At 65.4% G+C, this 23013-nt stretch carries 23 protein-coding genes, 1 tRNA gene and 1 other RNA gene; 14 read left to right on the top strand and 11 right to left on the bottom strand.

Annotated elements, in window-relative coordinates; genetic code table 11:
• Positions 1 to 188: 188 nt before the first annotated feature.
• Positions 189 to 1112, top strand: coding sequence for an oxygenase MpaB family protein (locus tag NXY83_RS03705; protein ID WP_258804749.1), 924 nt, complete (start codon positions 189 to 191; stop codon positions 1110 to 1112).
• 73 nt (positions 1113 to 1185) lie between these two features.
• Here NXY83_RS03705 and NXY83_RS03700 read toward each other — a convergent pair.
• Positions 1186 to 1270: transfer RNA gene (locus NXY83_RS03700), tRNA-Ser, on the bottom strand.
• 324 nt (positions 1271 to 1594) lie between these two features.
• Between NXY83_RS03700 and NXY83_RS03695 the strand changes: the two genes are divergently transcribed.
• The 4 genes from NXY83_RS03695 (at position 1595) to recR (ending at position 6260) form a co-directional block, all read left to right on the top strand.
• Complete coding sequence (locus tag NXY83_RS03695) at positions 1595 to 1918, top strand: hypothetical protein (protein WP_258804748.1); 324 nt, start codon at positions 1595 to 1597, stop codon at positions 1916 to 1918.
• 45 nt (positions 1919 to 1963) lie between these two features.
• Positions 1964 to 2060: signal recognition particle sRNA small type (ffs, locus tag NXY83_RS03690), an RNA gene on the top strand.
• Between the two features lie 21 nt (positions 2061 to 2081).
• Entirely contained in the window at positions 2082 to 5576 is a 3495-nt protein-coding gene (locus NXY83_RS03685) for a DNA polymerase III subunit gamma and tau (protein ID WP_258804747.1), read from the top strand.
• Positions 5577 to 5660: 84 nt separating this feature from the next.
• Positions 5661 to 6260 carry a recombination mediator RecR gene (gene recR / locus NXY83_RS03680; RefSeq protein ID WP_258804746.1) on the top strand — a complete coding sequence of 200 codons (600 nt, stop codon included), beginning with the start codon at positions 5661 to 5663 and terminating at the stop codon, positions 6258 to 6260.
• Between the two features lie 23 nt (positions 6261 to 6283).
• Here recR and NXY83_RS03675 read toward each other — a convergent pair whose 3' ends face one another.
• Both NXY83_RS03675 and NXY83_RS03670 read right to left on the bottom strand, forming a co-directional pair.
• The gene (locus NXY83_RS03675) at positions 6284 to 7417 is read right to left on the bottom strand and encodes an ABC transporter permease (protein ID WP_258804745.1); all 1134 of its coding nucleotides are present in this window, start codon (positions 7415 to 7417) and stop codon (positions 6284 to 6286) included.
• Positions 7414 to 8370: an ABC transporter ATP-binding protein gene (locus NXY83_RS03670; protein ID WP_397427588.1), complete on the bottom strand. Its 957-nt coding sequence runs from the start codon at positions 8368 to 8370 to the stop codon at positions 7414 to 7416. The genes NXY83_RS03675 and NXY83_RS03670 overlap by 4 nt, the downstream gene beginning before the upstream one ends.
• A gap of 220 nt (positions 8371 to 8590) precedes the next feature.
• On the opposite strand from NXY83_RS03670, the gene NXY83_RS03665 reads away from it, so the two are divergent.
• On the top strand, positions 8591 to 9949 hold the full coding sequence (locus NXY83_RS03665) for an aspartate kinase (RefSeq protein ID WP_258804743.1): 1359 nt from the start codon (positions 8591 to 8593) through the stop codon (positions 9947 to 9949).
• A 99-nt stretch (positions 9950 to 10048) separates the two neighbouring features.
• Here the strand turns inward: NXY83_RS03665 and NXY83_RS03660 are convergent, their stop codons facing one another.
• Both NXY83_RS03660 and NXY83_RS03655 read right to left on the bottom strand, forming a co-directional pair.
• Positions 10049 to 10264, bottom strand: coding sequence for a hypothetical protein (locus tag NXY83_RS03660; protein WP_258804742.1), 216 nt, complete (start codon positions 10262 to 10264; stop codon positions 10049 to 10051).
• Positions 10265 to 10452: 188 nt separating this feature from the next.
• Positions 10453 to 10695, bottom strand: coding sequence for a hypothetical protein (locus NXY83_RS03655; protein WP_258804741.1), 243 nt, complete (start codon positions 10693 to 10695; stop codon positions 10453 to 10455).
• A 77-nt stretch (positions 10696 to 10772) separates the two neighbouring features.
• On the opposite strand from NXY83_RS03655, the gene NXY83_RS03650 reads away from it, so the two are divergent.
• From NXY83_RS03650 to NXY83_RS03635, 4 genes are read left to right on the top strand one after another with little or no spacing between them, the layout of a single operon-like run.
• A complete protein-coding gene (locus tag NXY83_RS03650) occupies positions 10773 to 11324 on the top strand; it encodes a MarR family winged helix-turn-helix transcriptional regulator (RefSeq protein WP_258804740.1) in 552 nt (183 codons plus the stop codon).
• Positions 11325 to 11339: 15 nt separating this feature from the next.
• Entirely contained in the window at positions 11340 to 11903 is a 564-nt protein-coding gene (locus NXY83_RS03645) for a subtilase-type protease inhibitor (RefSeq protein ID WP_258804739.1), read from the top strand.
• The gene (locus tag NXY83_RS03640) at positions 11872 to 12813 is read left to right on the top strand and encodes a 3-methyladenine DNA glycosylase (protein ID WP_397427557.1); all 942 of its coding nucleotides are present in this window, start codon (positions 11872 to 11874) and stop codon (positions 12811 to 12813) included. The genes NXY83_RS03645 and NXY83_RS03640 overlap by 32 nt, the downstream gene beginning before the upstream one ends.
• Complete coding sequence (locus tag NXY83_RS03635; protein ID WP_258804737.1) at positions 12810 to 13142, top strand: serine protease inhibitor; 333 nt, start codon at positions 12810 to 12812, stop codon at positions 13140 to 13142. Before NXY83_RS03640 ends, NXY83_RS03635 begins: the two co-directional genes overlap by 4 nt.
• Before the next feature lie 82 nt (positions 13143 to 13224).
• Here NXY83_RS03635 and NXY83_RS03630 read toward each other — a convergent pair whose 3' ends face one another.
• Positions 13225 to 16332, bottom strand: a complete 3108-nt coding sequence (locus tag NXY83_RS03630; RefSeq protein WP_258806057.1) for a S8 family serine peptidase — start codon at positions 16330 to 16332, stop codon at positions 13225 to 13227.
• Between the two features lie 275 nt (positions 16333 to 16607).
• Complete coding sequence (locus NXY83_RS03625) at positions 16608 to 16793, bottom strand: hypothetical protein (RefSeq protein ID WP_258804736.1); 186 nt, start codon at positions 16791 to 16793, stop codon at positions 16608 to 16610.
• Between the two features lie 255 nt (positions 16794 to 17048).
• Between NXY83_RS03625 and purS the strand changes: the two genes are divergently transcribed.
• The 4 genes from purS (at position 17049) to NXY83_RS03605 (ending at position 21391) form a co-directional block, all read left to right on the top strand.
• On the top strand, positions 17049 to 17300 hold the full coding sequence (gene purS / locus NXY83_RS03620) for a phosphoribosylformylglycinamidine synthase subunit PurS (protein WP_003798434.1): 252 nt from the start codon (positions 17049 to 17051) through the stop codon (positions 17298 to 17300).
• A gap of 1 nt (position 17301) precedes the next feature.
• Positions 17302 to 18075 (top strand): phosphoribosylformylglycinamidine synthase subunit PurQ, encoded by a 774-nt coding sequence (gene purQ, locus NXY83_RS03615; RefSeq protein ID WP_258804735.1) that lies wholly within the window; start codon positions 17302 to 17304, stop codon positions 18073 to 18075.
• The gene (gene purL / locus NXY83_RS03610) at positions 18072 to 20381 is read left to right on the top strand and encodes a phosphoribosylformylglycinamidine synthase subunit PurL (RefSeq protein WP_258804734.1); all 2310 of its coding nucleotides are present in this window, start codon (positions 18072 to 18074) and stop codon (positions 20379 to 20381) included. Before purQ ends, purL begins: the two co-directional genes overlap by 4 nt.
• Positions 20382 to 20563: 182 nt before the next feature.
• Positions 20564 to 21391, top strand: a complete 828-nt coding sequence (locus tag NXY83_RS03605; RefSeq protein ID WP_258804733.1) for an SGNH/GDSL hydrolase family protein — start codon at positions 20564 to 20566, stop codon at positions 21389 to 21391.
• Here the strand turns inward: NXY83_RS03605 and NXY83_RS03600 are convergent, their stop codons facing one another.
• From NXY83_RS03600 to NXY83_RS03585, 4 genes are read right to left on the bottom strand one after another with little or no spacing between them, the layout of a single operon-like run.
• Entirely contained in the window at positions 21392 to 21685 is a 294-nt protein-coding gene (locus NXY83_RS03600; RefSeq protein ID WP_258804732.1) for a DUF503 domain-containing protein, read from the bottom strand.
• 31 nt (positions 21686 to 21716) lie between these two features.
• Positions 21717 to 22034 carry a putative quinol monooxygenase gene (locus NXY83_RS03595; protein WP_258804731.1) on the bottom strand — a complete coding sequence of 106 codons (318 nt, stop codon included), beginning with the start codon at positions 22032 to 22034 and terminating at the stop codon, positions 21717 to 21719.
• Positions 22031 to 22588, bottom strand: a complete 558-nt coding sequence (locus NXY83_RS03590; protein WP_258804730.1) for a DUF1990 family protein — start codon at positions 22586 to 22588, stop codon at positions 22031 to 22033. The genes NXY83_RS03595 and NXY83_RS03590 overlap by 4 nt, the downstream gene beginning before the upstream one ends.
• Positions 22581 to 22976 (bottom strand): MmcQ/YjbR family DNA-binding protein, encoded by a 396-nt coding sequence (locus tag NXY83_RS03585; protein ID WP_258804729.1) that lies wholly within the window; start codon positions 22974 to 22976, stop codon positions 22581 to 22583. Before NXY83_RS03585 ends, NXY83_RS03590 begins: the two co-directional genes overlap by 8 nt.
• Positions 22977 to 23013 lie beyond the last annotated feature (37 nt).

Genomic DNA, 23013 nt, shown 5'->3' with positions numbered 1-23013 from the left:
ACTGACTCCCCGAAGGTGTCCCACCCGCACGCTGTCTTGACGGTATCTCCCATGTGAACACAGAGCCGATGCGGTGTGAACCCTGCACCTCGACTATGCGGTTTTTTTGTGGATATCACCCGGAAAATAAGGGGGTTGCCCCTAATGGGTACCCTCCCCCAGGGGGTCCTGTTGGGCAACAATGGGGTATGCGGAGTTTCCTTCGGAAATGGCAGGACGAGCTCAAAAAGACGTTTACGGGGGAGGCCGATGCGCCGCCAGGCTGGGCACTGCGGTTGGAAGAAGGCGCTGACCCCGGTTACCACCTGCCCGGCTCGGCGGTCTGGGCGGTGCACGGTTCCATGTCCCCCATCGTGGCGGGAATCCGGACCCTGCTGATGCAGTCCCTCCATCCGGGAGCCCTGGCCGGCGTCCACGAGCACTCCAACTTCCGCGAAGACCCATTGGGCCGGCTCGCCCACACCATCCGCTGGATTTTCACCGTAACGTACGGCTCGAAGGAAGCGGCCGAGGACGCTTCGCGTATGGTCCGCCGGCTCCACGAACAGGTCCAGGGGAACTACAGCGACAACCAGGGAGCGCTGCGCAGCTACAGCGCCAATGATCCCCAACTGGCCAGCTGGATCCATATCGCCTTCACGGACGCCTTCCTCACCGCACACAAGATCTGGGGCGGGCCAATCCCGGGCGGGCCCGACGAGTACGTTAGGGAGTGGGCGCAGGCGGGCAGGCTGATGGGAGTGGACGAGCCGCCGTTGACGGAGGCAGAGATGCGCAGGGAGCTGGACCATTGGTATGCCAGCGGCGAACTCCGCGTTGACAAACGTGTGGCTGAGACCGTGGAATTCATTCGCAACGCGCCGCTGCATCCAATGCTGCGTCCCGGTTACCGCATCCTGTTCGCGGGAGCGGTGTACAGCCTGGAGCCAAGGTATCGCCGGATGCTCGGGCTAAAGGTTCCACGGCTGGGTCCCTTTCCCCTGCCGGTGAGGCTGGCCACCAAGGCGGTACTCGGCGTCGTCCGCCTGGCCCTTGGCCCGCGGGGACCCAGCGAACTTGCAGCCAGGGCGCGGCTGCGTCGCCTCGGCCTGCCGGCGGTAGACGAAGGTTAGCCTTCGGAAATTCAGCGGCTGGCCTTAACGCAAGAACCCGGTCCCAAGACTGCGGGACCGGGTTCTTAACCGGCGGAGAATGGGGGATTTGAACCCCCGAGGGCGTTAACCCAACACGCGTTCCAGGCGTGCGCCATAGGCCGCTAGGCGAATTCTCCAGCTGCTTCTGAATCAAAAGCAGATACTAGAGTACCTGATGTTTTGCGCATCGCCCAATCGGCCGCAAGGACACCATTTTTGCTACCGCGGCCGCTGCCCGGCAGCCGCTTCCCCGCAGCTTTAACGCAGAAATGGACGCCCCCAACGCGCCCATTCCGTTGGTACTCCGTTGAACTGCCGGGTCCGGCGCCGTTTAGCCAGGCCACACAGTTCACAACCTTGAGATTGCCCCAATCGGTGTACATACCCATGATCGTGGGTGGCGCAGGGATAAGCAATGAAATTCCATGGAATCCGCGGAATCTTCCGGCACGATTAAGCCCATGACAGAGCTTCATGCCCTGGTGGCCTACACCCCCGCAACCCATACGGACCTGGTCCTGAGGGCAATCGGCGACGCCGGAGCAGGCAGGATCGGAAACTATTCCCACTGCTCTTTTGTCTCGCCGGGAACCGGCCGCTTCACGCCGCAAGCTGGAGCGGAGCCTTTCCTTGGGGAAGTGGGCAGGCCCGAAATGGTGGTGGAGGACCGGATTGAATGCGTGGTCGAGGAGCCTTTCCTGGAAGGAGTGGTTGCCGCTTTGCGCGCAGCCCACCCCTACGAGGAACCGGCTTTTATGACCTGGCCCGTGCACGGCTGGCGGTGAGGAACGGCGGATTCGAGTCGGGCGGGATGTTCGGGTAAAGTGTCTGACGGCCCCTCATGTGGCGTCATCCTGTTGAACTCCCCCAGGACCGGAAGGTAGCAAGGGTAGGCGGGCTCTGGCGGGTGCATGGGGGGTCTTTACTATTCCCCCACAGGGCGGCAGGATGTCAGCCCGGATTGGTAGGGTTTTCTCTGTGACAGTTACTACCGCCCTCTACCGCAGATACCGTCCCGACTCGTTCGCTGACGTTATCGGTCAGGAGCATGTCACCGAGCCGCTGATGACGGCGCTACGGAAAAACCGGGTCAACCACGCATACCTCTTTTCCGGTCCCAGGGGCTGCGGAAAAACCACCTCCGCCCGCATCCTGGCGCGCTGCCTGAACTGCGCCAAAGGCCCTACCGACACCCCCTGCGGCACCTGCCCCAGCTGTTTGGAACTGGCCCGCGGCGGCTCGGGATCACTCGACGTTATCGAGATCGACGCCGCGAGCCACGGCGGCGTGGACGACGCGCGGGACCTCCGGGAGCGGGCCACCTACGCCCCGGTCCGGGACCGCTACAAAATCTTCATCATTGACGAGGCCCACATGGTCACCTCGGCCGGGTTCAACGCCCTGTTGAAGATTGTTGAAGAACCGCCGGAACACATCAAGTTCATCTTTGCCACCACCGAGCCGGACAAGGTTATCGGGACCATCCGCTCCCGCACGCACCATTACCCCTTCCGCCTGGTGCCGCCCGAGCCGCTGATGGCCTACCTGGAACTCCTGTGCAACCAGGAAAACGTTCCGGTTGCACCTGGGGTCCTGTCGCTGGTCATCCGAGCCGGTGGCGGGTCCGTCCGCGACTCGCTGTCCGTCCTGGACCAGCTGATGGCTGGCGCCGGTCCCAACGGCCTCGATTACGAACTCGCCGTCGCCTTGCTCGGCTACACCCACGCTTCGCTCCTGGACGATGTGGTGGAGGCCGTTGCCGCGTCCGACGCCGCCACTGTGTTCCGGGCCGTGGACCGCGTCATCCAGACCGGCCATGACCCCCGGCGGTTCGTGGAGGACCTGCTGGAGCGGTTCCGCGACCTGATTATCGTGCAGGCCATGCCGGAGAGCGCCCAGGCCATCCTGCGGGGAATGCCCGCGGACCAGATCGCCAGGCTGCAGAACCAGGCCCACAACCTGGGCGCCGCCGAACTGTCGCGGGCTGCTGACGTCACCAATACGGCGCTGACCGAGATGACAGGCGCCACGTCCCCGCGGCTGCACCTTGAGCTGCTGTGCGCCCGGATCCTGCTCCCCAGTTCAGAGCAGAACGAACGCGGCATGGCGGCGAGGATTGACCGGGTGGAACGGCGCCTCAACTACGCCGGGAACGACGTCGGTGCTCCCGCTGGCCCGGGTGCGGCCGGCGCCGCAGCCACCGCATCCGGTGGGGGCTCCCCCGTTTCGCAGCCGGCGGCGGCAGCTGCTGCAACTGTGGCGATGCAGCCCCAGGCAGCCGCGCAGTCCGTGCCGGCGCCACCAGTAGTGGGGGCCGGGGCCAACACCAGGTCGGCGCAGTCCCCCGAAGCGCGCCCGACCCAGCCGGAACCTCCCGGGCTTCCGGTACCGCCGCTGTCGCCGGGCGACGATTCACCCCAACCGGTCATGGCCGGACCGGCACACCCGGCAGCAGGCCGGGATGTCCCCGGACCCGCTGGCGATGCAGCTACGGCTGCCGCCGGCCGGGAACCTCTGACTGCTCCCCGCGTGAGCACCAGCGACTGGCCGGTGGAAGAAAAGTCGGCCGTCCGGCCGCCGGCTGAACGCCCTGCTCCGGCACGCCCCGCCCCGGAACGCTCCGATCATGCACCTGCTGCTCCTCCGGCTGCACTGGCTCCTGCCCGGACAGAGGGTGCCGCGGCTGCCCTCCCCGCCACCAACGCCGGCGCCGCCGCCGCGCAGCCCGTTGCTCCCGCAGCCATGGGTGACGTCGAAGTCCTGCGCCGGGCCTGGCCGGACGTACTGCAGACGCTGTCCAAGATCAAGCGCAGCACATGGGCACTCGTGGAACCCAATGCCCAAGTGAGTGCCTTCGACGGAACCGTGCTCACTCTTTCATTCACAACAACCGGACTAGCGGGCGCCTTTGGCCGTGCCGACCACTCAGAAAACCTGCGCCAGGCTATTCATAAGACGGTGGGCATTGACTGCCAGATCCATGCGGTGGCTGGTGGCTCCGGCCAGGCGAGCTCTGAGCCAAACCCAAAAGCACTAACCAGCCAAGCAGCTCCGGCCACTTCAGCTGACGTCGCCTGGGGCCTGGCACCCGCGCCTGCCCCGTCAGCCTCTGCCGCACCCACGGCTGCCCCAGCCCCCTCCACCGTTGCCGAGACGGCCCCCGCATCCGCACGCACGGCTCCTGCTTCGGCCGCGCCGACAGCTTCTGTTTCGCCCGCACCCCCACACTCGGCAGCCGGTCCCGGCCCGGAAGGACCCCGGCCCGCAGCCACCCGTAAGGGGAGCGGATCAGGAAGCAGCGCGGTGGCGGGCGCTGGAGGTGCCGCCGCAGCCGGTACCGGTCACGCGCACGCCGATCACGAGACGTCGGTCCCCGCCCGCCCGCCACAGGAAGCACCTGGGCGGCCGGCTGCAGGTTCCACTCAGCAGCCTCAGAGTGCGGCGCCTGCGGCCACTGGTGCAGACCCTTACACCGCACTGGCCGGTGACTACTCCTACTCAGACGATGACTGGGGTCCGCCGCGGGACGAAGACGCTCCCCCGCTGGATGAGGAACCGCCCTTGGATTGGCAGCCTTCCGCGCAAGCGGGGAGCAAATCCACGTCTGCTGAAGCCTCAGCCCGGAACCCTGTCAGTGCGGGCAGCCAACAGGAAACCGGCACCACGTCCGGAGCGGTCGAGCCCAAGCGTCCCGCGGCACCTGATGCTGTCCACGATCCCTGGACCCGCGCCGTCGAGCAGGCCCCGGGTGTCTGGGTGGTTGGAAACGAGAGCAACATAGGCAGGACACCTCCCGCCACTACCCCGGAGGAGGAAAGCGGGAGCGTCCCAACGCCCCGTTACGAGCCCGCCACGGCCCAGGTCCCGCCGTCCATCCCGGTGACGACGCCGGGGACGCCCACAGAGCCCGACTGGGGCCTTGCTTCAGCCCCTGCCCCCACCGATGCGGACCGGTCACAGTCGATGTCATCCTGGGCGACCACCCCAGCGCCGTCATCTCCGATGCAGTCCTACCCGCTGACGGGCTCGTCGGAAAGTAAGCCCGTCAGGGCACCCGAGTACGCCATGGCTTCGGCTGTGCCCACTGCCGGTCCCGCCGCGGCTGCTCCGTCCCGGCCGGCCCCTGCCGCATCTCCGGCTCCCACGATTTCCAGGAGCAGTGCGCCTTCTCCGGCCGTGGCCCCTGCGGCCGGGACGGGAGAAACCCGGCAAAGCCTCTACCAGCGGCTGTCGAACAGCCCTGAAGCCGAGGCCGGGCGTGCCAAGGCACCTGCCCGGGCGGTTGCGGCAGCCGCCACCTACGTCCAGGACATTCCGAGCGCTGATGACGAGACCATCGAGGAGTCCGGAGTGTTCGGCCGGGCGGCCGTGGAGCGTATTCTGGGCGGAAAGCTGATTGAGGAGCGTTCCCCTGACGGAAGTCCCATTCCGCCCCGATACTGACGGGCCTGACCGTCCTGAAGCGGGCGTTACTGTTCCGCAAGCTTTTGCTTTACCCGCTGTCCACATCAAGCTAAAGAGGAAAACGTGTACGAAGGTGCTGTCCAGGAGCTGATAGACGAGCTCGGACGCCTTCCCGGCGTGGGACCCAAGTCCGCACAGCGGCTGGCATTCCATATCCTCGAAGCAGATCCGCAGGACATGAAACGGCTGGTGGACGCCATCACTAGCGTCAAGGACCGGGTGAAGTTTTGCACGGTCTGCGGCAACGTGACGGAACAGGAACTCTGCAATATCTGCCGCGATCCCCGCCGCGACCCCGCCGTCATTTGTGTGGTGGAAGAGTCCAAGGATGTCCTGGCCGTGGAGCGCACACGCTCGTTCCGCGGCCGGTACCACGTGTTGGGCGGGGCTATCAATCCGATCGCCGGCATTGGCCCCGAACAACTCCGGATCCGGGAACTGTTGACGCGCCTTAACGACGGCGCCATCCAGGAAGTCATCATCGCCACCGATCCCAACCTTGAGGGCGAGGCGACGGCAACTTACCTCGCCCGCATGCTCAAGACCATCGGCATCACCGTGACCAGGCTCGCGTCCGGCCTCCCGGTGGGCGGCGACCTTGAATACGCGGACGAGGTCACCCTGGGACGTGCATTCGAAGGCAGGCGGAACGCGCTGACCTGACCCGCCGGCCAGGTTCGGCCCCGCTAGGCGATACGCGTGCCCAGGGCAAGGCGGTGCGCAGGCGTCCTGAGAACACGCCAGCCCAGCCACAGCAGGAGCCCGGACAACAAGAGCTGAAGGCCAAGGCCGAGGGGCCACAAAGGTGTTTTCTGCGCAAGGTAGGTGGGCTGCACCGTGCCGTTCGCACAGGGGACGGTGCCTTCCGGACCCGCCATGGCCTGGCGTGCTGCCTGGCTGATGCCCTCGATGGCCCCCACGGACGAAGAACCCTGCTGGGTTGTGCGGTCCGGGTAGGGAATGGCGTCCGCCACCACAACAAAGGGGTTCATTCCCAGCGTCCACGCCACGCGCTCGGTGTGGACGGCCGGTTGTTCGCGGAGCGGTCCCGAGCAGGTGTACGTCGGTTCCAGGCGTCCGGACTGCAATGGTGCGTATTCACGGTACTGCGGATTGTTGGCCATGACCGTTCCCTGCGTCAGCCCTGTGCCGAGACCGAAGGAAATCAACGTTCCAAAAACCAGGCCGGCCACCGCCAGGTAGGTCACCACGATGGAAAACAACGGCCGGCCGGCGAGCGCGGATATCCCCACACCCAAAGCGCACACGACGCCCACTTCCACGGCAAGCATCACCAGTGACACCAGCACGTGGCCCGGTGTCAGTCCGCCGAGTGCCACCCCGATGACCAGGAACGGTGTGCTCGCCGCGAGAAATGCCAGGGCTGCCAGCCAGGCGGCAAAGAACTTTCCCAACAGGATCTGGCCGGGTTCCAGCAGGGTCACCTGGAGTATCGCCAGTGTTCCGCCCGCACGGTCGCCGTTCACGGCATTGGCCGAGAGAGCAGGTGCCACCAACAATGCGAACAACAGGACGAACGCAAGCACCACTTCGAAAATCATGGAGCCCGGTCCGGTGGCTCCGGGAGGAACGTAGCCTTCGTAGGCACGTTGGGCAGCCTGTGAGGCGTTCCAGCTCGCCCATGTCAGCCAGGTGACCAAGGCCGTCAGGACGAACCAGATGGCCAGCATGATGTACCAGCCACGCGAACGCAGCCGCTGTTTCAGTTCCAGGGCCATCACATGGCCGATGCCGGCGAAGTAGGCTCCCGCCTGGCCGGAGCGGGCGGTTTCCTGCCGGTTGTCTGTCTGATGGCTCATTGCCGGTCCCCCTCGAGGTTCATGTACGTCTCTTCAAGGGCTCCGGAGGCAGGAGCAAAGGAGTTGATTCCGACGCCGGCAAGCACCAGGTCCCGCAGGAGCCTTTCCGCGTCGCCTTCGGTCCGAAGCATGAGGCTTACCCCCGGGCGGCGCCCGTCCTCCCGCCGGAACACCAGTTCCAGCTCAGTGAGTTTGCCGGCGAGCGCGGAGATGTCCGATGCGTAGATGGCGTACCGGCGGCCGGCGGCGGCGGCCTCCTCAGTGGTCTGCTGCCGGACAGTTCGTCCTTTGTTCACAAAGACGGCGCCGTCCGCGATTTCATCGAGCTCACTCAAGACGTGAGAGGAAACCACTACCGCTTTGCCCTCGGCGGCAAGCTGCCTCAGCATGATCCGCAGCTCAACCCGCGAGCCCGGGTCCAGCCCCGATGCAGGCTCGTCAAGGAGCAGGACAGAGGGATCGTGGATCAGCGCCCGTGCAAGGCTGAGCCGTTGCTGCTGCCCGCGGGACAATACCCGGGCGGGCTGGTCGGCCAGGTCGTCCAACCGGACCTGTTGAAGCATCTCGGCGACCCGCTGCCCAATGCGGGAAGCGGGGAGCCGGTAGAAGCGGGCAATTTGGGTGAGGATTTCGCGTGCGGTCAACGACTCCCAAACGCCCAGGGTGTCAGGCATCCAGCCGAGCCGGCTGCGGACCTCGACCCGGTGCGTGTTGGGATCAAGCCCGCCTACGCTGATGGTGCCCTCATCCGGGGCGAGCAGCGATGCCAGCATCAGCAGGAGCGTCGTCTTGCCTGCGCCGTTGGGCCCGATCAGGGCCGTGACCTTGCCGGCCGGGGCATGGAAGTCCATGTGCTCGACGGCGTGCACCGCGCCGAAGCTGCGGCTGACCCCCGTGGCCGTTATCCCGCCGTCGGGTCCCTGCCCATCCGGCCCTTCCGAAGTTTCCGGCATCATTGCCATTTATCGCACACCTGTCCCCCAGAGTTTCCATGCATTGACCCCTTGAGCGTACGCCTGCCGTCCTTCCCCGCTCCTCCCCTTATGGGCTGAGATTCGGTCACAATTCAACACCACAGCGGGGGCGGCGATAAACTGTCGGAGGAAGTCGCGCCGTCCTGGCGTCAGGCTGCCTGGCCTCCAGAACTCCAATTGATCCAGTGAAGGTACGCGCATGAGTACGCCCACTACCGAAGTGCACAACGCAACGCAGCCCACGGTGCTGCCCACCGGCCGTGCGGTGACTAAACAGCTCATCGTGCAGAAGTTCGGTGGATCCTCCGTGGCGGACGCTGACGGCATTAAGCGGGTTGCCAAGCGAGTGGTTGACGCGCAGGAAGCCGGCAACGAGGTGGTGGTTGTGGTGTCCGCCATGGGCGACACCACCGATGAACTCCTGGACCTTGCCGCACAGGTGACCGATTCTGCCCCCGCCCGTGAAATGGACATGCTGCTGTCCGCCGGCGAACGCATCTCCATGGCGCTGCTGGCCATGGCCATCAACAAGCTGGGCGCCTCCGCCCAGTCCTTTACCGGTTCCCAGGCCGGCATGATCACCGACGGCATCCACGGTAAGGCGCGGATCATCGACGTCGACCCGCACCGGATCCGTACCGCCCTCGACAAGGGAAACATCGCCATTGTTGCCGGGTTCCAGGGCATGAGCCGGTCCACCAACGAGATCACCACCCTGGGCCGCGGCGGTTCGGACACCACCGCTGTTGCGTTGGCTGCCGCACTGGAAGCCGACGTCTGCGAAATCTACACGGATGTGGACGGCATTTACACGGCCGATCCCCGCGTTGTCCCCTCTGCCCAAAAGATTGGGACCATTTCCAGCGAGGAAATGCTCGAGCTTGCAGCTTCCGGCGCCAAGATCCTGCACCTGCGGTGCGTCGAGTATGCCCGCAGGTTCGGCGTGCCGCTGCACGTCCGATCCTCATTCAGCCAGCATGAAGGCACCTGGGTCATCCCCAGCGCCGAAGACAAGATCACCACACAAGAGGGAGTTGCCTTGGAGCAGCCAATCATCTCCGGCGTTGCACACGACCGTTCCGAAGCCAAGGTCACAGTTGTCGGCGTTCCGGACATTCCCGGCAAAGCGGCTGCAATCTTCCAGGTCATTGCTGATGCCCACTCAAACATCGACATGATCGTGCAGAACGTATCCACCCACGGCACCGGCCGAACAGATATCTCGTTCACGCTGCCCATCGTCGAAGGTGCCGACGCCCTGGCCGCCCTGCACGCAGCGCAGGACCAGATCGGGTTCGAGAGCATCGAGTACAACGAACAGATCGGCAAGCTCTCCCTGATTGGCGCGGGCATGCGCTCGCACCCCGGTGTTTCGGCAACATTCTTCAAAGCGCTGTCCGGCGCCGGCATCAACATCAACATGATCTCCACTTCGGAGATCCGCATCTCGGTGGTAACCCACGCAGACCTGCTCGATGAAGCGGTTCGAGTGATCCACAAGGCCTTCGAGCTGGACAGCGACAACGAGGCAACGGTCTACGGCGGCACCGGCCGCTAATCCCACAGAACCACAAGCGGCAAAAAGCCGGGGCGTGTTCCGAACTTCGGAACACGCCCCGGCTTTTTAGTTGGCTGACGCGGAATTCCAGCTAACGGTTTAAGCTTCCCGCTCCAGGTCTTCCCGGCGGACAGCGTAGTGATGGCCGGATGAATCCGTTTCAACCAGGAAGTGCGAAAGTTCTTCTTCCGAGGCCTGTTCAAACTCATCGTGTTTGTGCACCACCGGCGTATCGGCGTCCAGCCGGGCGGCAGGCCCAAAGACGAAGCGGAGCCTGTCCGTGAGGCCCATAAATCCACTGATGACATGTGCCACTGTTTTCCACCCCCTTCCCGCATTCCGGGGGAAAGTGCCGCTGCCTCCTGCCGGAGCCAGTGCCCTTATTTTACGCCGGGGTGGAGTAAAAGGCTCCGCTGCGGGGCCGGCGGCAGATGTGAGGGCGCCCGGAGGTGGCAGGGCGGACAGGGCGGGACGGACGCGTCCGGCGGGCAACCGTCAACCGGTCAGCGCAGCGACTTGTCGTCCGGGTTCCTGGGCAGCACGTAGGTGCTGCCGTCGGGCCGCGTAACGGTCTCCCACTGCCGGCTTTCAGCTTCGCGCTGGGCAAGCAGCCTGCGGTTTTCCTCTGTCATGTCGTGGACGAGGGAGGAACGGTTGGCCGGACCGAAGATGGCCCGCAGCTTGCCGGTTGCCCGCATAAACCGCTGCGAAGCGTTGCCCTTGTCCTGAGAGTTCCCCTTGGCCATGAACGGTTCCTTCCGCTTTATCCTGCTCCTGAGATGACTGTACGCTAATCATTAGTGCACTAACAATTGGAGGCGCAGTGACAACGGACACCACTCTGGACACCACGCAGGACGATGACCTGCTCCTGGAACACCAGCTGTGCTTCGCACTGACCGTTGCGGCCCGCAGTGTGGTTGGTGCCTATAAGCCGGTCCTGGAGAGGCTTAACCTCACCCACCCGCAATACCTCGTGATGCTGTGCCTCTGGGAATCCAGCCCCCGGACAGTGCGCAACATCAGCGAGGCCCTGGCACAGGAACCGGCCACAATCTCGCCGCTGCTCCGGCGCCTCGAAGCAGCCGGCTTCATCACCCGACGCCGGGCGGACGGAAACGAGCGTGCCCTCGCCGTCGCACTTACCCCGAAAGGAGCTGCGCTGCGGCAGGAGGCCCTTAGAGTACCGGGAACAATGATGGAACGGCTCGGGCTGACCCGGGAGCAGGTCACCGAACTCCACGCAGCCATGATGGGTCTCATTGCGGCCACCTCCAGCAGCACTTCCTGGCCGCCGGGATCCACGGAAGCCGCCGATCCGGCCAGCGGGACAAGCAGGAACCACATCCGCCTTGCGGGTAGAATCAAGGGATGAATGAGGCGTCGGGCGATGCGTAATCTGCGACTCCAGGCTGCAGCGCTGGCCATCGCGGCAGGGATGCTGACATCCTGCACCCCCGCACCGGAGGGTGGGTCCCCTTCGCCTTCGCCAATGCAGACCTCCCCCTCCGCGACGGCTCCCGGGACTCCTGTACCCTCACCCGACGCAGAGACCTCCGTTCCGGCGCCCGCGCCGGAACCCCCACAGCCACCCGCTGCAGGGCCGGGCCAGGGCAATGCCGAGCTGGCCATCATCATCATCCCGGCCGAAGGCGAGCCCGAGGTGAGCCACACCCTGGTGTGTGAAGCAGGCATCCCTGCCGCCGAAAGCAGCCACCCCGCACCGGAAGCCGCGTGCGCAGCCCTTAAGCAAAACGCCGCATTGCTCAGCGATCCTGCTCCCGGCACCGACCAGGCATGCACCCAGCAGTACGGCGGACCCCAAAAAGCTACCGTAACGGGCATGGTGGACGGCGTTCCCGTGGACGCTGAATTCGCCCGCACCAACGGCTGTGAGATCAGCGCCTGGGATGCTGCGAAGGATGTACTTGGTGCCGCCGGTGGAGCAGCTTAGGCTCCTGGCGGCGGACGAACGGCAGGCACGGGAAGCAGCCCACCACCAACGCGTTGACCGTTACGCGGATCCCTACCTGGCACGAAGGTCCGCCGGCCGGAAGCACCCTGTGGAGGACTTCCTCTTCACTTACTACACCCAGAAACCAGGACAGTTGCGGCGCTGGCATCCCGGGGCCGGGGCTGTCCTGGTGGGTGACGCAGCGGCCGCGCGCAGGAGCTGGAAACATTACCGGGCGCTCGACGACGCCGAGCTCGCCTCCCTGGGGCTGCCGGCGGAAAGCACCGCGGTCACCGTTGACCGAAACGCCTTCCTCGCCGACCGCCGCGACGCCGTGGCATTTGCCGGCATCATCCTGCGGGGCACGGCAGCCCGGCCGGCCCAGTTCGGCTGCTTCGGACTGCACGAATGGGCGATGGTTTACCACCAGGACAGGTTCGACCAGCGCCACGAGTACCTGCAGCTCCGCCTCGGGCCTGCCGGCACGGACAAGGTGGTGGAGGAGAACCGGATCCGCTGCACGCACTTCGACGCCTTCCGTTTCTACACACCGGATGCCACTCCCCTAAACGAGCTTGCACCCAGCCGGGAAACACAGCGGCACATGGAACAGCCCGGCTGCCTGCACGCCAACATGGACCTGTACAAGTGGGCCTACAAACTGTTGCCCCTGCTTCCCAGCGAACTGGTCATGGATTGCTTCGAATTGTCCTGGCGGATCCGCGCCATGGACATGCAGGCCTCCCCGTACGACCTGGCCGAATGGGGCTACCCTGCAATTCCCATCGAGACACCGCAGGGCAAGGCCGCGTATGTGGAGTACCAACGGTCCTTCTCGGCGGAGGCTGCCGTGCTGCGGGAGAGGCTGGCAGTTGTGCTGGCGGAGGCATCGGCCGGTGTGCTGGAATGATCGACCTGACCATCCGGCTGCGTGAACATCCCGATGCCACCGAGCATGTGTTCCGCCTCGTGGCAGACGGCGGACGGCCGGTGGGTCAAAGCACAGTGCCGGACCCACAGGCGGCGCTGGCCGCCGTGGAACAGTTCGGTGAGCAGATTTTCTTTCCGGAACCGGGGCCGCCAAAGCTCTGCACGCAGCAGTATGGGGGACCACAGGTTGCAGTGGTCAGCGGCACCTTCAATGGGCGGCAGGTGGAGTCCGCCTTTTCCCGGACTGATGGCTGCGAGATATCCCGTTGGAACACCATGGCACCACTGCTGGGCGGCGCCGCCACTTGAGCCCTTCGGCCGGCCGGGAAAAGCAAAGGGCCCCGGACGGTGTTCGCCGTCCGGGACCCGCTTTCCTCCCAGGATGCAGTTGTCAGGCTGCCGGTACCGCCTGCGCCAGGGCCAGCGCAGGAGCCCCGGCCGGAGCTGCGGAGGCTGCCGGGCCAATCTGGACGCTCACCCAGGTGCGGATGCCGTTCCCGCCCAGGCTCAGGCGTGAGAGATAGGACCCCTGGGACAGCCCGGACCAGGACAGCGTGGCCGACGTGGCGGTGCCGTTCGGTGCGGCAATCGGGTTTGGCTCCACCGTGAGGTTGCCGGCGTCGCCCGCGAAGGACACCGCCTGAACGGACGCCGTGGCAGCGCCGCTGTCCGGGGTGGAGTACAGGTTGGCCACGATGTAATACGTCCCGGCACGGGGAGACTCAAGGTCCAGGAATTCGCTGGCGGAGGCGGTGGCCACCTGGGTGGCGGTGAAGCCGCCCAAAACGTTCGGTGCGTACACCACGATGTCCCAGTCGACGTCGTCGGATTGGGCCTGGACGCCCAGCCGGGCGAACGATGCTCCCGCAGGAACATCTATCTGCAGCAGTGCATTGTGCGCATCGTTTGTGGGCGCGTACTCGCCGGGCGTCTTCGTGATGGCGGTCTGGCCCAGGGGCGCCAGCCCCTCCACGCCCACGGCGATTGGGCTGTCCGAACCGGACACAAGTTCCATCGTGGCGCTTCCATTGCCGGTTGCGGAGCTGAAGGAGAACGACGGAGCGATCTGCGCATCGACGGGCCGGATGGCTATCGGTGAGCTCACCGTACGGGGACCCTTCCATGCCAGGGTTCCGGTGCTGAACTTGCCGACCGGGGCGCTGCCGTTCCGGATCGTCAAAGTTACTTCACGGGTCTGGCCTGCCCTGGCGAAGTTCAGGGCCTTGGGTTCCACCTGGACGTTGAAGTCGGGCATATTGACTTCCGGACGGTACATGCCTGGTACCAGGGCAGTCAGCTGACGCTTGACCTGGACTTCTCCCACGAGGCTGCCCAGTGCGATGGAGGGCAGGTTGAGGTCCCGGGCGGCGATGGTGCCGGCCTGCGGCGCGCCGGTGTCCACTCCCTGTCCGTTGAGGAAGCCGAGCCAGTCCTTGATGCCCGAGTTGTAGACCAGCCCGGGGTCGAGGACCCGGGTGGAGTCGATGTGGCCGGCGCCGCCCTGGAAGGGGTCGTTGTTGGCGGAACCGTCCGGGTTAACCAGCGGGTAGGCCGTGGTCATCATCGCCGACTTCACCATGGCCGGGGTCCAGGCGGGTTGCTTGCTGAGCACCAGGGCACCGAAGCCTGCGATGTGGGGAGCCGCCATGGACGTACCGGACATAAAGCCGAACTGGTCGCCGTCGTTGCCGATGGTGGAGACGCCTGCCAGGACGTTGACCCCGGGTGCTGCAATATCCGGCTTCAGCAGGTCACTCCCGGATGCGAGGGTGGGGCCGCGGGAGGAGAAGCCGGCGATCTGCGGGGCCGGAGCCGGCGGTTCACCGGTCAGGTCGCCCTTGACCAGGCTGACCGTCAGTGCCGGGTTCGCCTCCAGCCTGGACTTCAGCTGCAGGCTCTTGGGAGCGTTGACGTGAACGGTGGGGAGCACGTGGTTGTCGGCGTCCTCGGAGCTGCTGGTGAGGTTCACCAGGATCATGCCCACGCCGCCCTTGTCCTGGACTTCCTGGCTCTTCGCTGTCCGGTCTACAACTCCCCGGTCACACACCACTACTTTGCCGGCCACCTTGGCTGGATCCAGGGTGCCGGGAGCGCAGAGGTTGGGGTTCACTGCTCCCGCCGCGGCCGCGGCCTCAGCGACCATCACCGGCTTGTCTGCCACTTCAGTCTTCATGATGGATGCGCCGCGGTACTGCGAGCCGTCGGAGACCTTGACCGTTCCGAGCAGGTCGCTGGGGAAAGTCGAGGCGGCAACGGTGGTTAGCCAGGGTGAGGCATGGTTGACCGTGGAGACGGCGGGGCCTGAGTTCCCGGCTGATGCGGAAACAAACACACCGGCCGCGGCGGCATTCAGGAAGGCCAGCGCAACAGGATCTGTGGTGCTGTTGTTGTTGCCCGAAATGGAGTAGTTCAGGACATCCACGCCGTCCTTGATGGCCGCTTCCACCGCTTCGACGGAAGCGGACGAGTAGCAGCCGCCGGTGGCGGGGTTGGTGTCTTCCCAACAGATTTTGTACACCGACACCTTGGCGGCGGGAGCAACACCTGAGCTCTTGCCGAAGCCGGCGCCGTCGATCACCTGCTCAACGTTCGCGTTGCCGGCGGCCGTGGTGGCGGTGTGGGTTCCGTGGCTGCCAACATCAACGGGGGAAATAAGTTCTTCCGGTGCACGGTTTTCAGGGGCAACGTACTGCAGGAAGGAGTCGGCGAAGTAGCGCGCACCGATGACCTTTGAGTTGCACAACGAACCGTCGAATGCAGCACCGGTTCCCTCGCCCTTCTGGCATTCGCCTTCGAAGGTGGTGCCGTCAGCCTTCAGCATGGCAATCCGGCCTTCTGCCGTGCGGTACGGAACGCCCACCTGCGCCGGGCCCTGGAGCGGCTGCACCGGTTCGCCCTGCAGGAACGGGTTGTCGGGTGCGTAGCCGGAGTCGATGACTCCCACCACCACGCCCTTACCCGCGTTTGCCTCCCCGCCGAACTGTTTGGCCCAGATGCCATCGGAGCCCGTGAGCCTGAGGAAATCCGTGGTGGTGTAATCGGGGGCGTTCTCCACATCGGGCGCCACCACCAGTATCCGGTTGTCCTTCGAAAGGGCCATGGCCTGGGCAGCGGTGAGTTCGGCACGGAATCCGTTGAGGGCTGCGGTGTACTGCTTGTCGGGAGTAACGCCCTGGGCAGCCGCCACATCCCGCTGCTGCTTGCGGAGGTGTGAGTCGTAGGCCTTGTAGTTGGGGCTGCCGGCGTCCAGCTTCCTGCCCTTCCGGGGTTTGGTGGCAGCCAGGCCGGGAATATCACCTTCATAGGCCGCTGCAGCCGCCCCTGCCAGCACCACAATGTAGCGGCCGTCCTCGAAGTGGGCAGCGGCCGGGCTTGTTGTTGCTGCCTGCTTCTCCTGGCTGGCCGGCGCCGCGGTGGCGGGACTCATAGCCATTGACGTCAGGAGAAGCGGCAACCCGACGGCCAGCGCCGCCGCCTTCCGGAGTCCCCCGCCCCGGATGGTGCTCTTTCCAGTTGATCCCACCTGCACCCTTTCACGATGTACCGGCCCAGCCATGGTTGGGGGCCCGAAACGACAGGCGTGGCACATCCAATTACAGATCTTGTCAATGAATATGACCAGCTCGTTCAAACAGTACAGAGTGATAGCCAGATATGACATAGGACATAAACGTAAATTTTGGACGGGTCACAGGGCAGTGCGGAGATGAGCCAGACACGAAAAAAGGGCGCCCCGAAGGGCGCCCTCGTCACGGCGTTGAAGAACGGGCCTCGCTACTGCCGCGGCGTCCGGACCACCTCGCTGATCCACTGCCGGGTCTTCTCATCAAGCGGACCAGCCACCCGGTTTTGCCGCGCCAGGCGGTCAGCCTTGACCTTCTGCAGCACCATCCGGCCCAGACCGGCGAACACGGCCGCGGCAACCATCGGCAATAGGACGGACCTCGATTTCTCTGTCATCCAGCAATCCTAATGAAGCGGCTCCGGCAACTCCAGAACCACTGGCCGGTGGGGCCGTCGAACGCTGCATGCTGTAACGGCCAGGGGGCCGATTCGGCCGAATACAGGCGCAGGCATTCCGGCCGGTAGAATGATATGGCAAGCTCGCGGAGCGCCCGTCCTCACTGTCCACCAACAGTCATCACAACCCGGTACGGCGTGAGACGGCACCACTCCGCTGCGCCCTTACCCAAGCTCACGCACAGGAGTTACCGGATGCCCCGGATCGTTGTTGACGTCATGCCCAAGCCCGAGATTCTGGACCCGCAGGGGAAGGCGATCGTCGGCGCTCTCCCCCGGCTGGGCTTCACCAGCTTCAGCTCTGTCCGCCAGGGCAAGCGTTTTGAACTGACGGTCGACGGCGAGGTGACCGAGGACATCCTGGCCCAGGCCCGCGACGCCGCAGAGACCCTCCTCTCCAACCCCGTGATCGAGGACGTCGTCAACGTCGAGGTCGTCGAGGCCTGAGATGACTGAACTTCCCCTGATCGGCGAAGCCGTTGCAGCCGCGGCCGAGCCGCGCCTGGCAGGCGCGCGCATCGGCGTCGTTACCTTCCCCGGCACCCTGGATGACCGCGACGCCGCCCGCGCCGTACGCCTGGCCGGCGGCACCGCCGTCGAACTCTGGCACGCCGACACTGAGCTTGGTGACGTTGACGCCGTCGTGATTCCCGGCGGATTCTCCTACGGCGACTACCTCCGCGCCGGCGCCATTGCCCGCTTCGCACCACTGATGTCCAAGATCATCGACGCAGCAAACTCCGATGCCAAACTGCCGGTCCTGGGCATCTGCAACGGCTTCCAGATTCTCACCGAGTCGCACCTGCTTCCGGGTTCAATGATTAAGAACGACCATCTGAAATTCATGTGCCGTGACCAGGTGCTGCGCGTCGAAAACAGCAACACCGCCTGGACCGTGGACTACGAAGCGGGCCAGGAGATCACCGTCCCGCTGAAGAACCAGGACGGCCAGTACATCGCGGACGACAAGACGCTGGACGCGCTTGAGGCAGAAGGCCGCGTGGTGTTCCGCTACGTGGGCTTCAACCCGAACGGTTCCCGCCGCGACATCGCCGGCATCTCCAACGCGGCCGGCAACGTTGTTGGCCTCATGCCGCACCCCGAGCACGCCGTGGAGGTGGGCTTCGGACCCGAATCCCTGGACGGCATCGGCGGTTCGGACACCGACGGACTGGGCTTCTTCACTTCCGTTTTGACCAAGATTGTGGGAGGCGCCAAGTGAGCATCGAAACCACCAAGAAGTTCAACATCGACACAGTCGAGAACGCCGCGAAGACTCCTGATACCGAGCTGCCCTGGGCCGAGCTGGGCCTGAAGCGCAACGAGTTCGACGAGATCATCAAGGTCCTGGGCCGCCGCCCCACAGGCGCCGAACTGGCCATGTACTCGGTGATGTGGAGTGAGCACTGCTCCTACAAGTCTTCGAAGAACCACCTGCGCCAGTTCGGCGAAAAGGTGACCGCGGAGATGAAGAAGGACATGCTGGTGGGCATCGGCGAGAACGCCGGCGTCACCAATCTGGGGGACGGCTGGGCCGTCACCTTCAAAATCGAATCGCACAACTCGCCGTCGTTCGTGGAGCCCTATCAGGGTGCCGCCACCGGCATCGGCGGCATTGTCCGCGACATCATTTCCATGGGCGCCCGCCCCGTGGCAGTCATGGACCCGCTGCGCTTCGGCGCCATCGACCACCCGGACACGGCGCGCGTCATGCACGGTGCCGTTGCCGGCATCGGCGGCTACGGCAACTCCCTGGGCCTGCCCAACATCGGCGGCGAAATGGTGTTCGACTCCGTCTACCAGGGCAACCCGCTGGTGAACGCGCTGGCCGTGGGCGTTATGCGCCACGAGGACATCCGCCTGGCCAACGCGTCCGGCAAGGGCAACAAGGTGGTCCTGTTCGGTGCCCGTACCGGCGGTGACGGCATCGGCGGCGCGTCCGTGCTGGCCTCCGAGTCCTTCGACGACACCAAGCCGTCCAAGCGCCCCGCTGTCCAGGTGGGTGATCCCTTCGCCGAGAAGGTCCTCATCGAGTGCTGCCTCGAACTCTTCAAGGGCTCCCTGGTGGAGGGCATCCAGGACCTGGGTGCCGCCGGCATCTCCTGCGCCACCTCCGAACTTGCCTCCAACGGTGACGGCGGCATGGCCGTCGAGTTGACCTCCGTGCTGCTGCGCGACCCCACACTGACCCCGGGCGAGATCCTGATGTCCGAGTCGCAGGAACGCATGATGGCCGTGGTCACCCCGGAGAACGTTGAAGCGTTCGAAGCCGTCATGGACAAATGGGCTGTGGAATACGCCTGGCTGGGCGAGGTGACGGACAGCGGGCGCCTCATCATCACCTGGGAAGGCGAGGTGATTGTCGACGTTGATCCGCGCACCGTGGCTCACGACGGCCCGGTCTACGACCGTCCGTTTGCCCGTCCCCAGTGGCAGGACAACGTCCAGGCTGACTCCTTCACCGGGTCTGTGCAGGACGCCGGCCGGCCCTCCGCACCGGCTGAGCTTGCCAAGGCCGTCACCGAACTGGTGGCGTCGCCGAACATGTGCTCCAAGTCCTGGATCACGGACCAGTACGACCGCTACGTCGGAGGCAACACCTCCATGGCGTTCCCGGACGACGCCGGCGTGGTGCGCGTGGATGAGGAAACCGGCCTTGGCGTTGCCCTGGCCACCGACGCCAACGGCCGCTACACCTACCTTGACCCGTACCACGGCGCGCAGCTGGCGCTGGCCGAGGCCTACCGCAACGTGGCCACCTCTGGTGCCGTTCCCATGGCCGTCAGCGACTGCCTCAACTTCGGCTCTCCTGAGGACCCGGACGTCATGTGGCAGCTGGCCGAGGCCATCCGCGGCCTGTCCGACGCGTGCATGACGCTGGGAATCCCGGTCACGGGCGGCAACGTCTCCCTCTACAACCAGACGGGCACCACGCCCATCCACCCCTCCCCCGTGGTGGCTGTGCTGGGCAAGCTCGACGACGTTGCCCGCCGCACGCCGTCGGGCTGGCGTGAGGACGGCCAGGCCATCTACCTGCTGGGTACCACGGCTGCCGAACTGGACGGTTCGGAGTGGGCCAACATCCGCGGCCACCTGGGCGGGCTGCCCCCGAAGGTGGACCTCGACACCGAACGTGCCCTGGGCGAAATCCTGATCAACGCGTCGCGTGACGGCATGATCGACTCTGCCCATGACCTGTCCGAGGGTGGCCTCGCGGCGGCCCTCGTGGAATCCTCGCTGCGCTACGGCGTCGGTGCCCGGATCGCACTGCAGGATGTCCTGGACCGGGACGGCGTGGACCTGTTCACGGCGCTGTTCTCCGAGTCCCAGGGCCGTGCTGTCGTGGGTGTCCCCCGCTCGGAGGAAGTGCGGTTCACGGACATGTGCACCGCCCGCGGCTTCGCCCACACCCGCATTGGCGTGGTGGACGCGGCCAGCGGCACCCTGGAGATCAACGGCGTTGAGAGCCTGTCCCTGGACGCGCTCCGGGAAGCCCACGAGGGGACCCTGCCGAAGTACTTCGGCTAGTCCCCACCGCCTCCCTCGCCTCGCAAGCTCAGCCAGGGAACCCTGGCGGCGTGGGCCCAGCGCCTCCCTCGCCTCGCAAGCTCAGCCAGGGAACCCTGGCGGCGTGGGCCCACCGCCTCCCTCGTAAGCGGAAATCCGCGCCCCCTTTCCGGAGGGGCGCGGATTTCCGCTTTAATCGTGCTGTGGGCAAGTTGCCGCGGTTTCTCAGTCTCCTGCTGTTACTGATCCTTGTCACGCTGGCTGCAGCACCAACACCACCATCGCCGCCGGACGCGGCCTACCCCAACAGCATGGCCGCCCTCGGGGATTCCATGACCAGGGCCTTCAACGCATGCTGCCGTCAGGGTGACCAGCTACCACACTCCTGGTCCACCGGCGACGGTCCGAGCGACGGCGTGACCAGCCACTACGAACGGCTGCTCCAGTTGACGCCCCATATCCGGGGAAACAGCTTCAACGAGGCCAGGAGCGGTGCGACTGTCTCCGACCTTCCCCGCCAGGCTGCCGTTGCCGCCGGCCGGCAGGTCCAATATGTCACCATCCTGATAGGGGCCAACGACCTGTGCGCCCCTTCTGCAGACAGCATGACGTCTGTGGAGGACTTTACGATCAGTGTGAACCAGGCGCTGGCCGTCCTGGACAGCATGCGGCCGCGCCCGCAAGTATTCGTCAGCAGCATTCCGGACCTCCATCAGTTGTGGAACGTCCTGCACACCGATCCTACGGCCCAGTCCGTCTGGTCGGCGGGGCAGGTCTGCCAATCCATGCTTGCGGCAGGCAATACCGGGGAAACGCGCCGGCAGGTTGTCGAGCGGGAGAAGGCCTTCAACAGTATCCTGGCTGCCGCTTGCGGATCCTACAGAGAAATCTGCCGCCACGACGGCGGCGCCGTCTACAGCTACCCCTTCAGCGCAGCGGATGTCAGTGTCCTCGACTACTTCCACCCAAGCATGCTAGGTCAGGCCAGGCTCGCCGGGATAACCTGGGACGCGGCCTGGGAGGACCGGTAGTCAGTCTTCGCTGTGCAGCTCCCGCTGGCGCGCGCTGAGCAGTTGGATCTCAGGGCGCCCGGCCACAAGGCGCTCGACGGCCGCCAGCACCTCCACTACATGTGCCCGGTCCGCTGCCACCAGTCCGGCGCCCACCTGGCTGCGCCGGTACTGATCGTGGTCACCCACCTCGGCGACGGAGACGTCGTAGCGGCGCTTGATCTCAGCCAGCAAAGGCCTGATGACGGAGCGCTTCTCCTTCAGGCTTTGAACGTCGCCCAGGAGGATGTCGAATTCGATCCAGCCGATCCACATGGCTTCAGCCTACCGACACCATGCTGCAGGCTTAGATGGTGAGTTCGCCCATCCGGTCCCAGTCATCACCGTCAAGCTGGCGGCTGATAATCCTGGGCGTTTCCGCGAGGGCCTGGGGCATGTCGGCAATGGCCTGTTTGAAGTGTGCGCTGTTGACATGGTCGCCCGCGGCGTCGTCCTTGAAGGCCTCCACCAGGACAAACTCATTCGGGTCCTCCACGCTCCGGGACCAGTCGAACCACAGGTTGCCCGGTTCCTCCCTGGTGGCCTGGGTAAAGCCGGCCACCAGGTCGAGCCAGCGCCCCGACCAATCCGGCTTGACCTTGAACTTGACGACGATAAAGATCACGGGGGCGTTCCTTCCGCGGCGAGTGTGCGTGCCCCTTCAATGTACCGGGATGTAACGTAGCGCTGCGCTGCGCGGGCCACCGGCCCGCCCACGGCATAGAACCAGTTGGCGGGCCTGCTGAAGGCCTGGATCCGGAGGAACACTTCGCCCTGGCTGTCAATCTCGACTTCAAAGGATTCCTCGCCGCGGGCCGGGTGCCCGGGCAGTGTCCCGTAGCCGAATCCAGCCGACTGCGGCGCCCCGTCCGGCGCCGGGTGCCGGACCCAGACCACCTCGCACGGTGCGTCCAGCCTGAAAGGCCCGATGCCGAAGCCGCTCACCACCCGCGTTCCGGGCACCGCCGTCGGCGCTTCCGCACGGACACGAAGCCCTGCCCGCCGCTGCAGTTCCCAGCCCAGGATGCCGCGTGCAACCCTCCGGTACAGCGCCAGCCCGCTGCCCAGGCGGACCTCCTTCCGTACCCGGGAGTACACCCCCGGAGCGTTGCCCTGCTGCGTGTTCCCGATTCCGGGGTAGTTGAGCCCGCCTTTCGCAGCCCGCTTCCTGTCACTCATCCGGTGCCCACCCCAACTGCTCCTGCTGCTTCCGGCTTAAGCCCGCCACCACAAGGTCGTAGGAGTCCTCCACCATGTCCCTGACCATGTCGTCCGGCAGCGTCCCGTCGAGCCGGACACCATTCCAATGCGTCTTGTTCATGTGCCAGGCACCCGTGATTTCGGAGTGGGCAGCACGCAACTGCACGGCCAGGGAGGGTTCGCATTTGAGGTTTACGTAAAAGTCCTGGAGGTCCATTGAGGACAGGGCAAAGAGCTTGGCCTCGTGCCGGGCACCGCCGGTGATGCGGGCACGCACCTTGAACACTGCCGTCTCCGGGCCGAAAGGATAGTCCTCGAAGGCGCCCGGGAATGACAGGCAGATTTTCCTTAGCGCGTCAGGGTCCATGAAGTCAGCCTATAAAGCAGGGCACTGCGGTGCTAGT

Origin of the sequence: Pseudarthrobacter sp. NS4, from assembly GCF_024758005.1 — a bacterium.
GTDB lineage: Bacteria > Actinomycetota > Actinomycetes > Actinomycetales > Micrococcaceae > Arthrobacter.
The sequence above is the reverse complement of the archived record's forward strand: the minus strand, read 5'-3'. Positions and strand labels throughout refer to the sequence as shown.

What these genes read in the sequence shown, in the direction of transcription:
- NXY83_RS03705 (WP_258804749.1), top strand. Translation starts at nt 189, where the DNA reads ATGCGGAGTTTCCTTCGGAAATGGCAGGACGAGCTCAAAAAGACGTTT.
- NXY83_RS03695 (WP_258804748.1), top strand. Translation starts at nt 1,595, where the DNA reads ATGACAGAGCTTCATGCCCTGGTGGCCTACACCCCCGCAACCCATACG.
- NXY83_RS03685 (WP_258804747.1), top strand. Translation starts at nt 2,082, where the DNA reads ATGTCAGCCCGGATTGGTAGGGTTTTCTCTGTGACAGTTACTACCGCC.
- NXY83_RS03675 (WP_258804745.1), bottom strand. Translation starts at nt 7,417, where the DNA reads ATGAGCCATCAGACAGACAACCGGCAGGAAACCGCCCGCTCCGGCCAG.
- NXY83_RS03670 (WP_397427588.1), bottom strand. Translation starts at nt 8,370, where the DNA reads ATGCCGGAAACTTCGGAAGGGCCGGATGGGCAGGGACCCGACGGCGGG.
- NXY83_RS03665 (WP_258804743.1), top strand. Translation starts at nt 8,591, where the DNA reads ATGAGTACGCCCACTACCGAAGTGCACAACGCAACGCAGCCCACGGTG.
- NXY83_RS03655 (WP_258804741.1), bottom strand. Translation starts at nt 10,695, where the DNA reads ATGGCCAAGGGGAACTCTCAGGACAAGGGCAACGCTTCGCAGCGGTTT.
- NXY83_RS03645 (WP_258804739.1), top strand. Translation starts at nt 11,340, where the DNA reads ATGCGTAATCTGCGACTCCAGGCTGCAGCGCTGGCCATCGCGGCAGGG.
- NXY83_RS03640 (WP_397427557.1), top strand. Translation starts at nt 11,872, where the DNA reads ATGTACTTGGTGCCGCCGGTGGAGCAGCTTAGGCTCCTGGCGGCGGAC.
- NXY83_RS03635 (WP_258804737.1), top strand. Translation starts at nt 12,810, where the DNA reads ATGATCGACCTGACCATCCGGCTGCGTGAACATCCCGATGCCACCGAG.
- NXY83_RS03625 (WP_258804736.1), bottom strand. Translation starts at nt 16,793, where the DNA reads ATGACAGAGAAATCGAGGTCCGTCCTATTGCCGATGGTTGCCGCGGCC.
- purS (WP_003798434.1), top strand. Translation starts at nt 17,049, where the DNA reads ATGCCCCGGATCGTTGTTGACGTCATGCCCAAGCCCGAGATTCTGGAC.
- purQ (WP_258804735.1), top strand. Translation starts at nt 17,302, where the DNA reads ATGACTGAACTTCCCCTGATCGGCGAAGCCGTTGCAGCCGCGGCCGAG.
- NXY83_RS03600 (WP_258804732.1), bottom strand. Translation starts at nt 21,685, where the DNA reads ATGTGGATCGGCTGGATCGAATTCGACATCCTCCTGGGCGACGTTCAA.
- NXY83_RS03590 (WP_258804730.1), bottom strand. Translation starts at nt 22,588, where the DNA reads ATGAGTGACAGGAAGCGGGCTGCGAAAGGCGGGCTCAACTACCCCGGA.
- NXY83_RS03585 (WP_258804729.1), bottom strand. Translation starts at nt 22,976, where the DNA reads ATGGACCCTGACGCGCTAAGGAAAATCTGCCTGTCATTCCCGGGCGCC.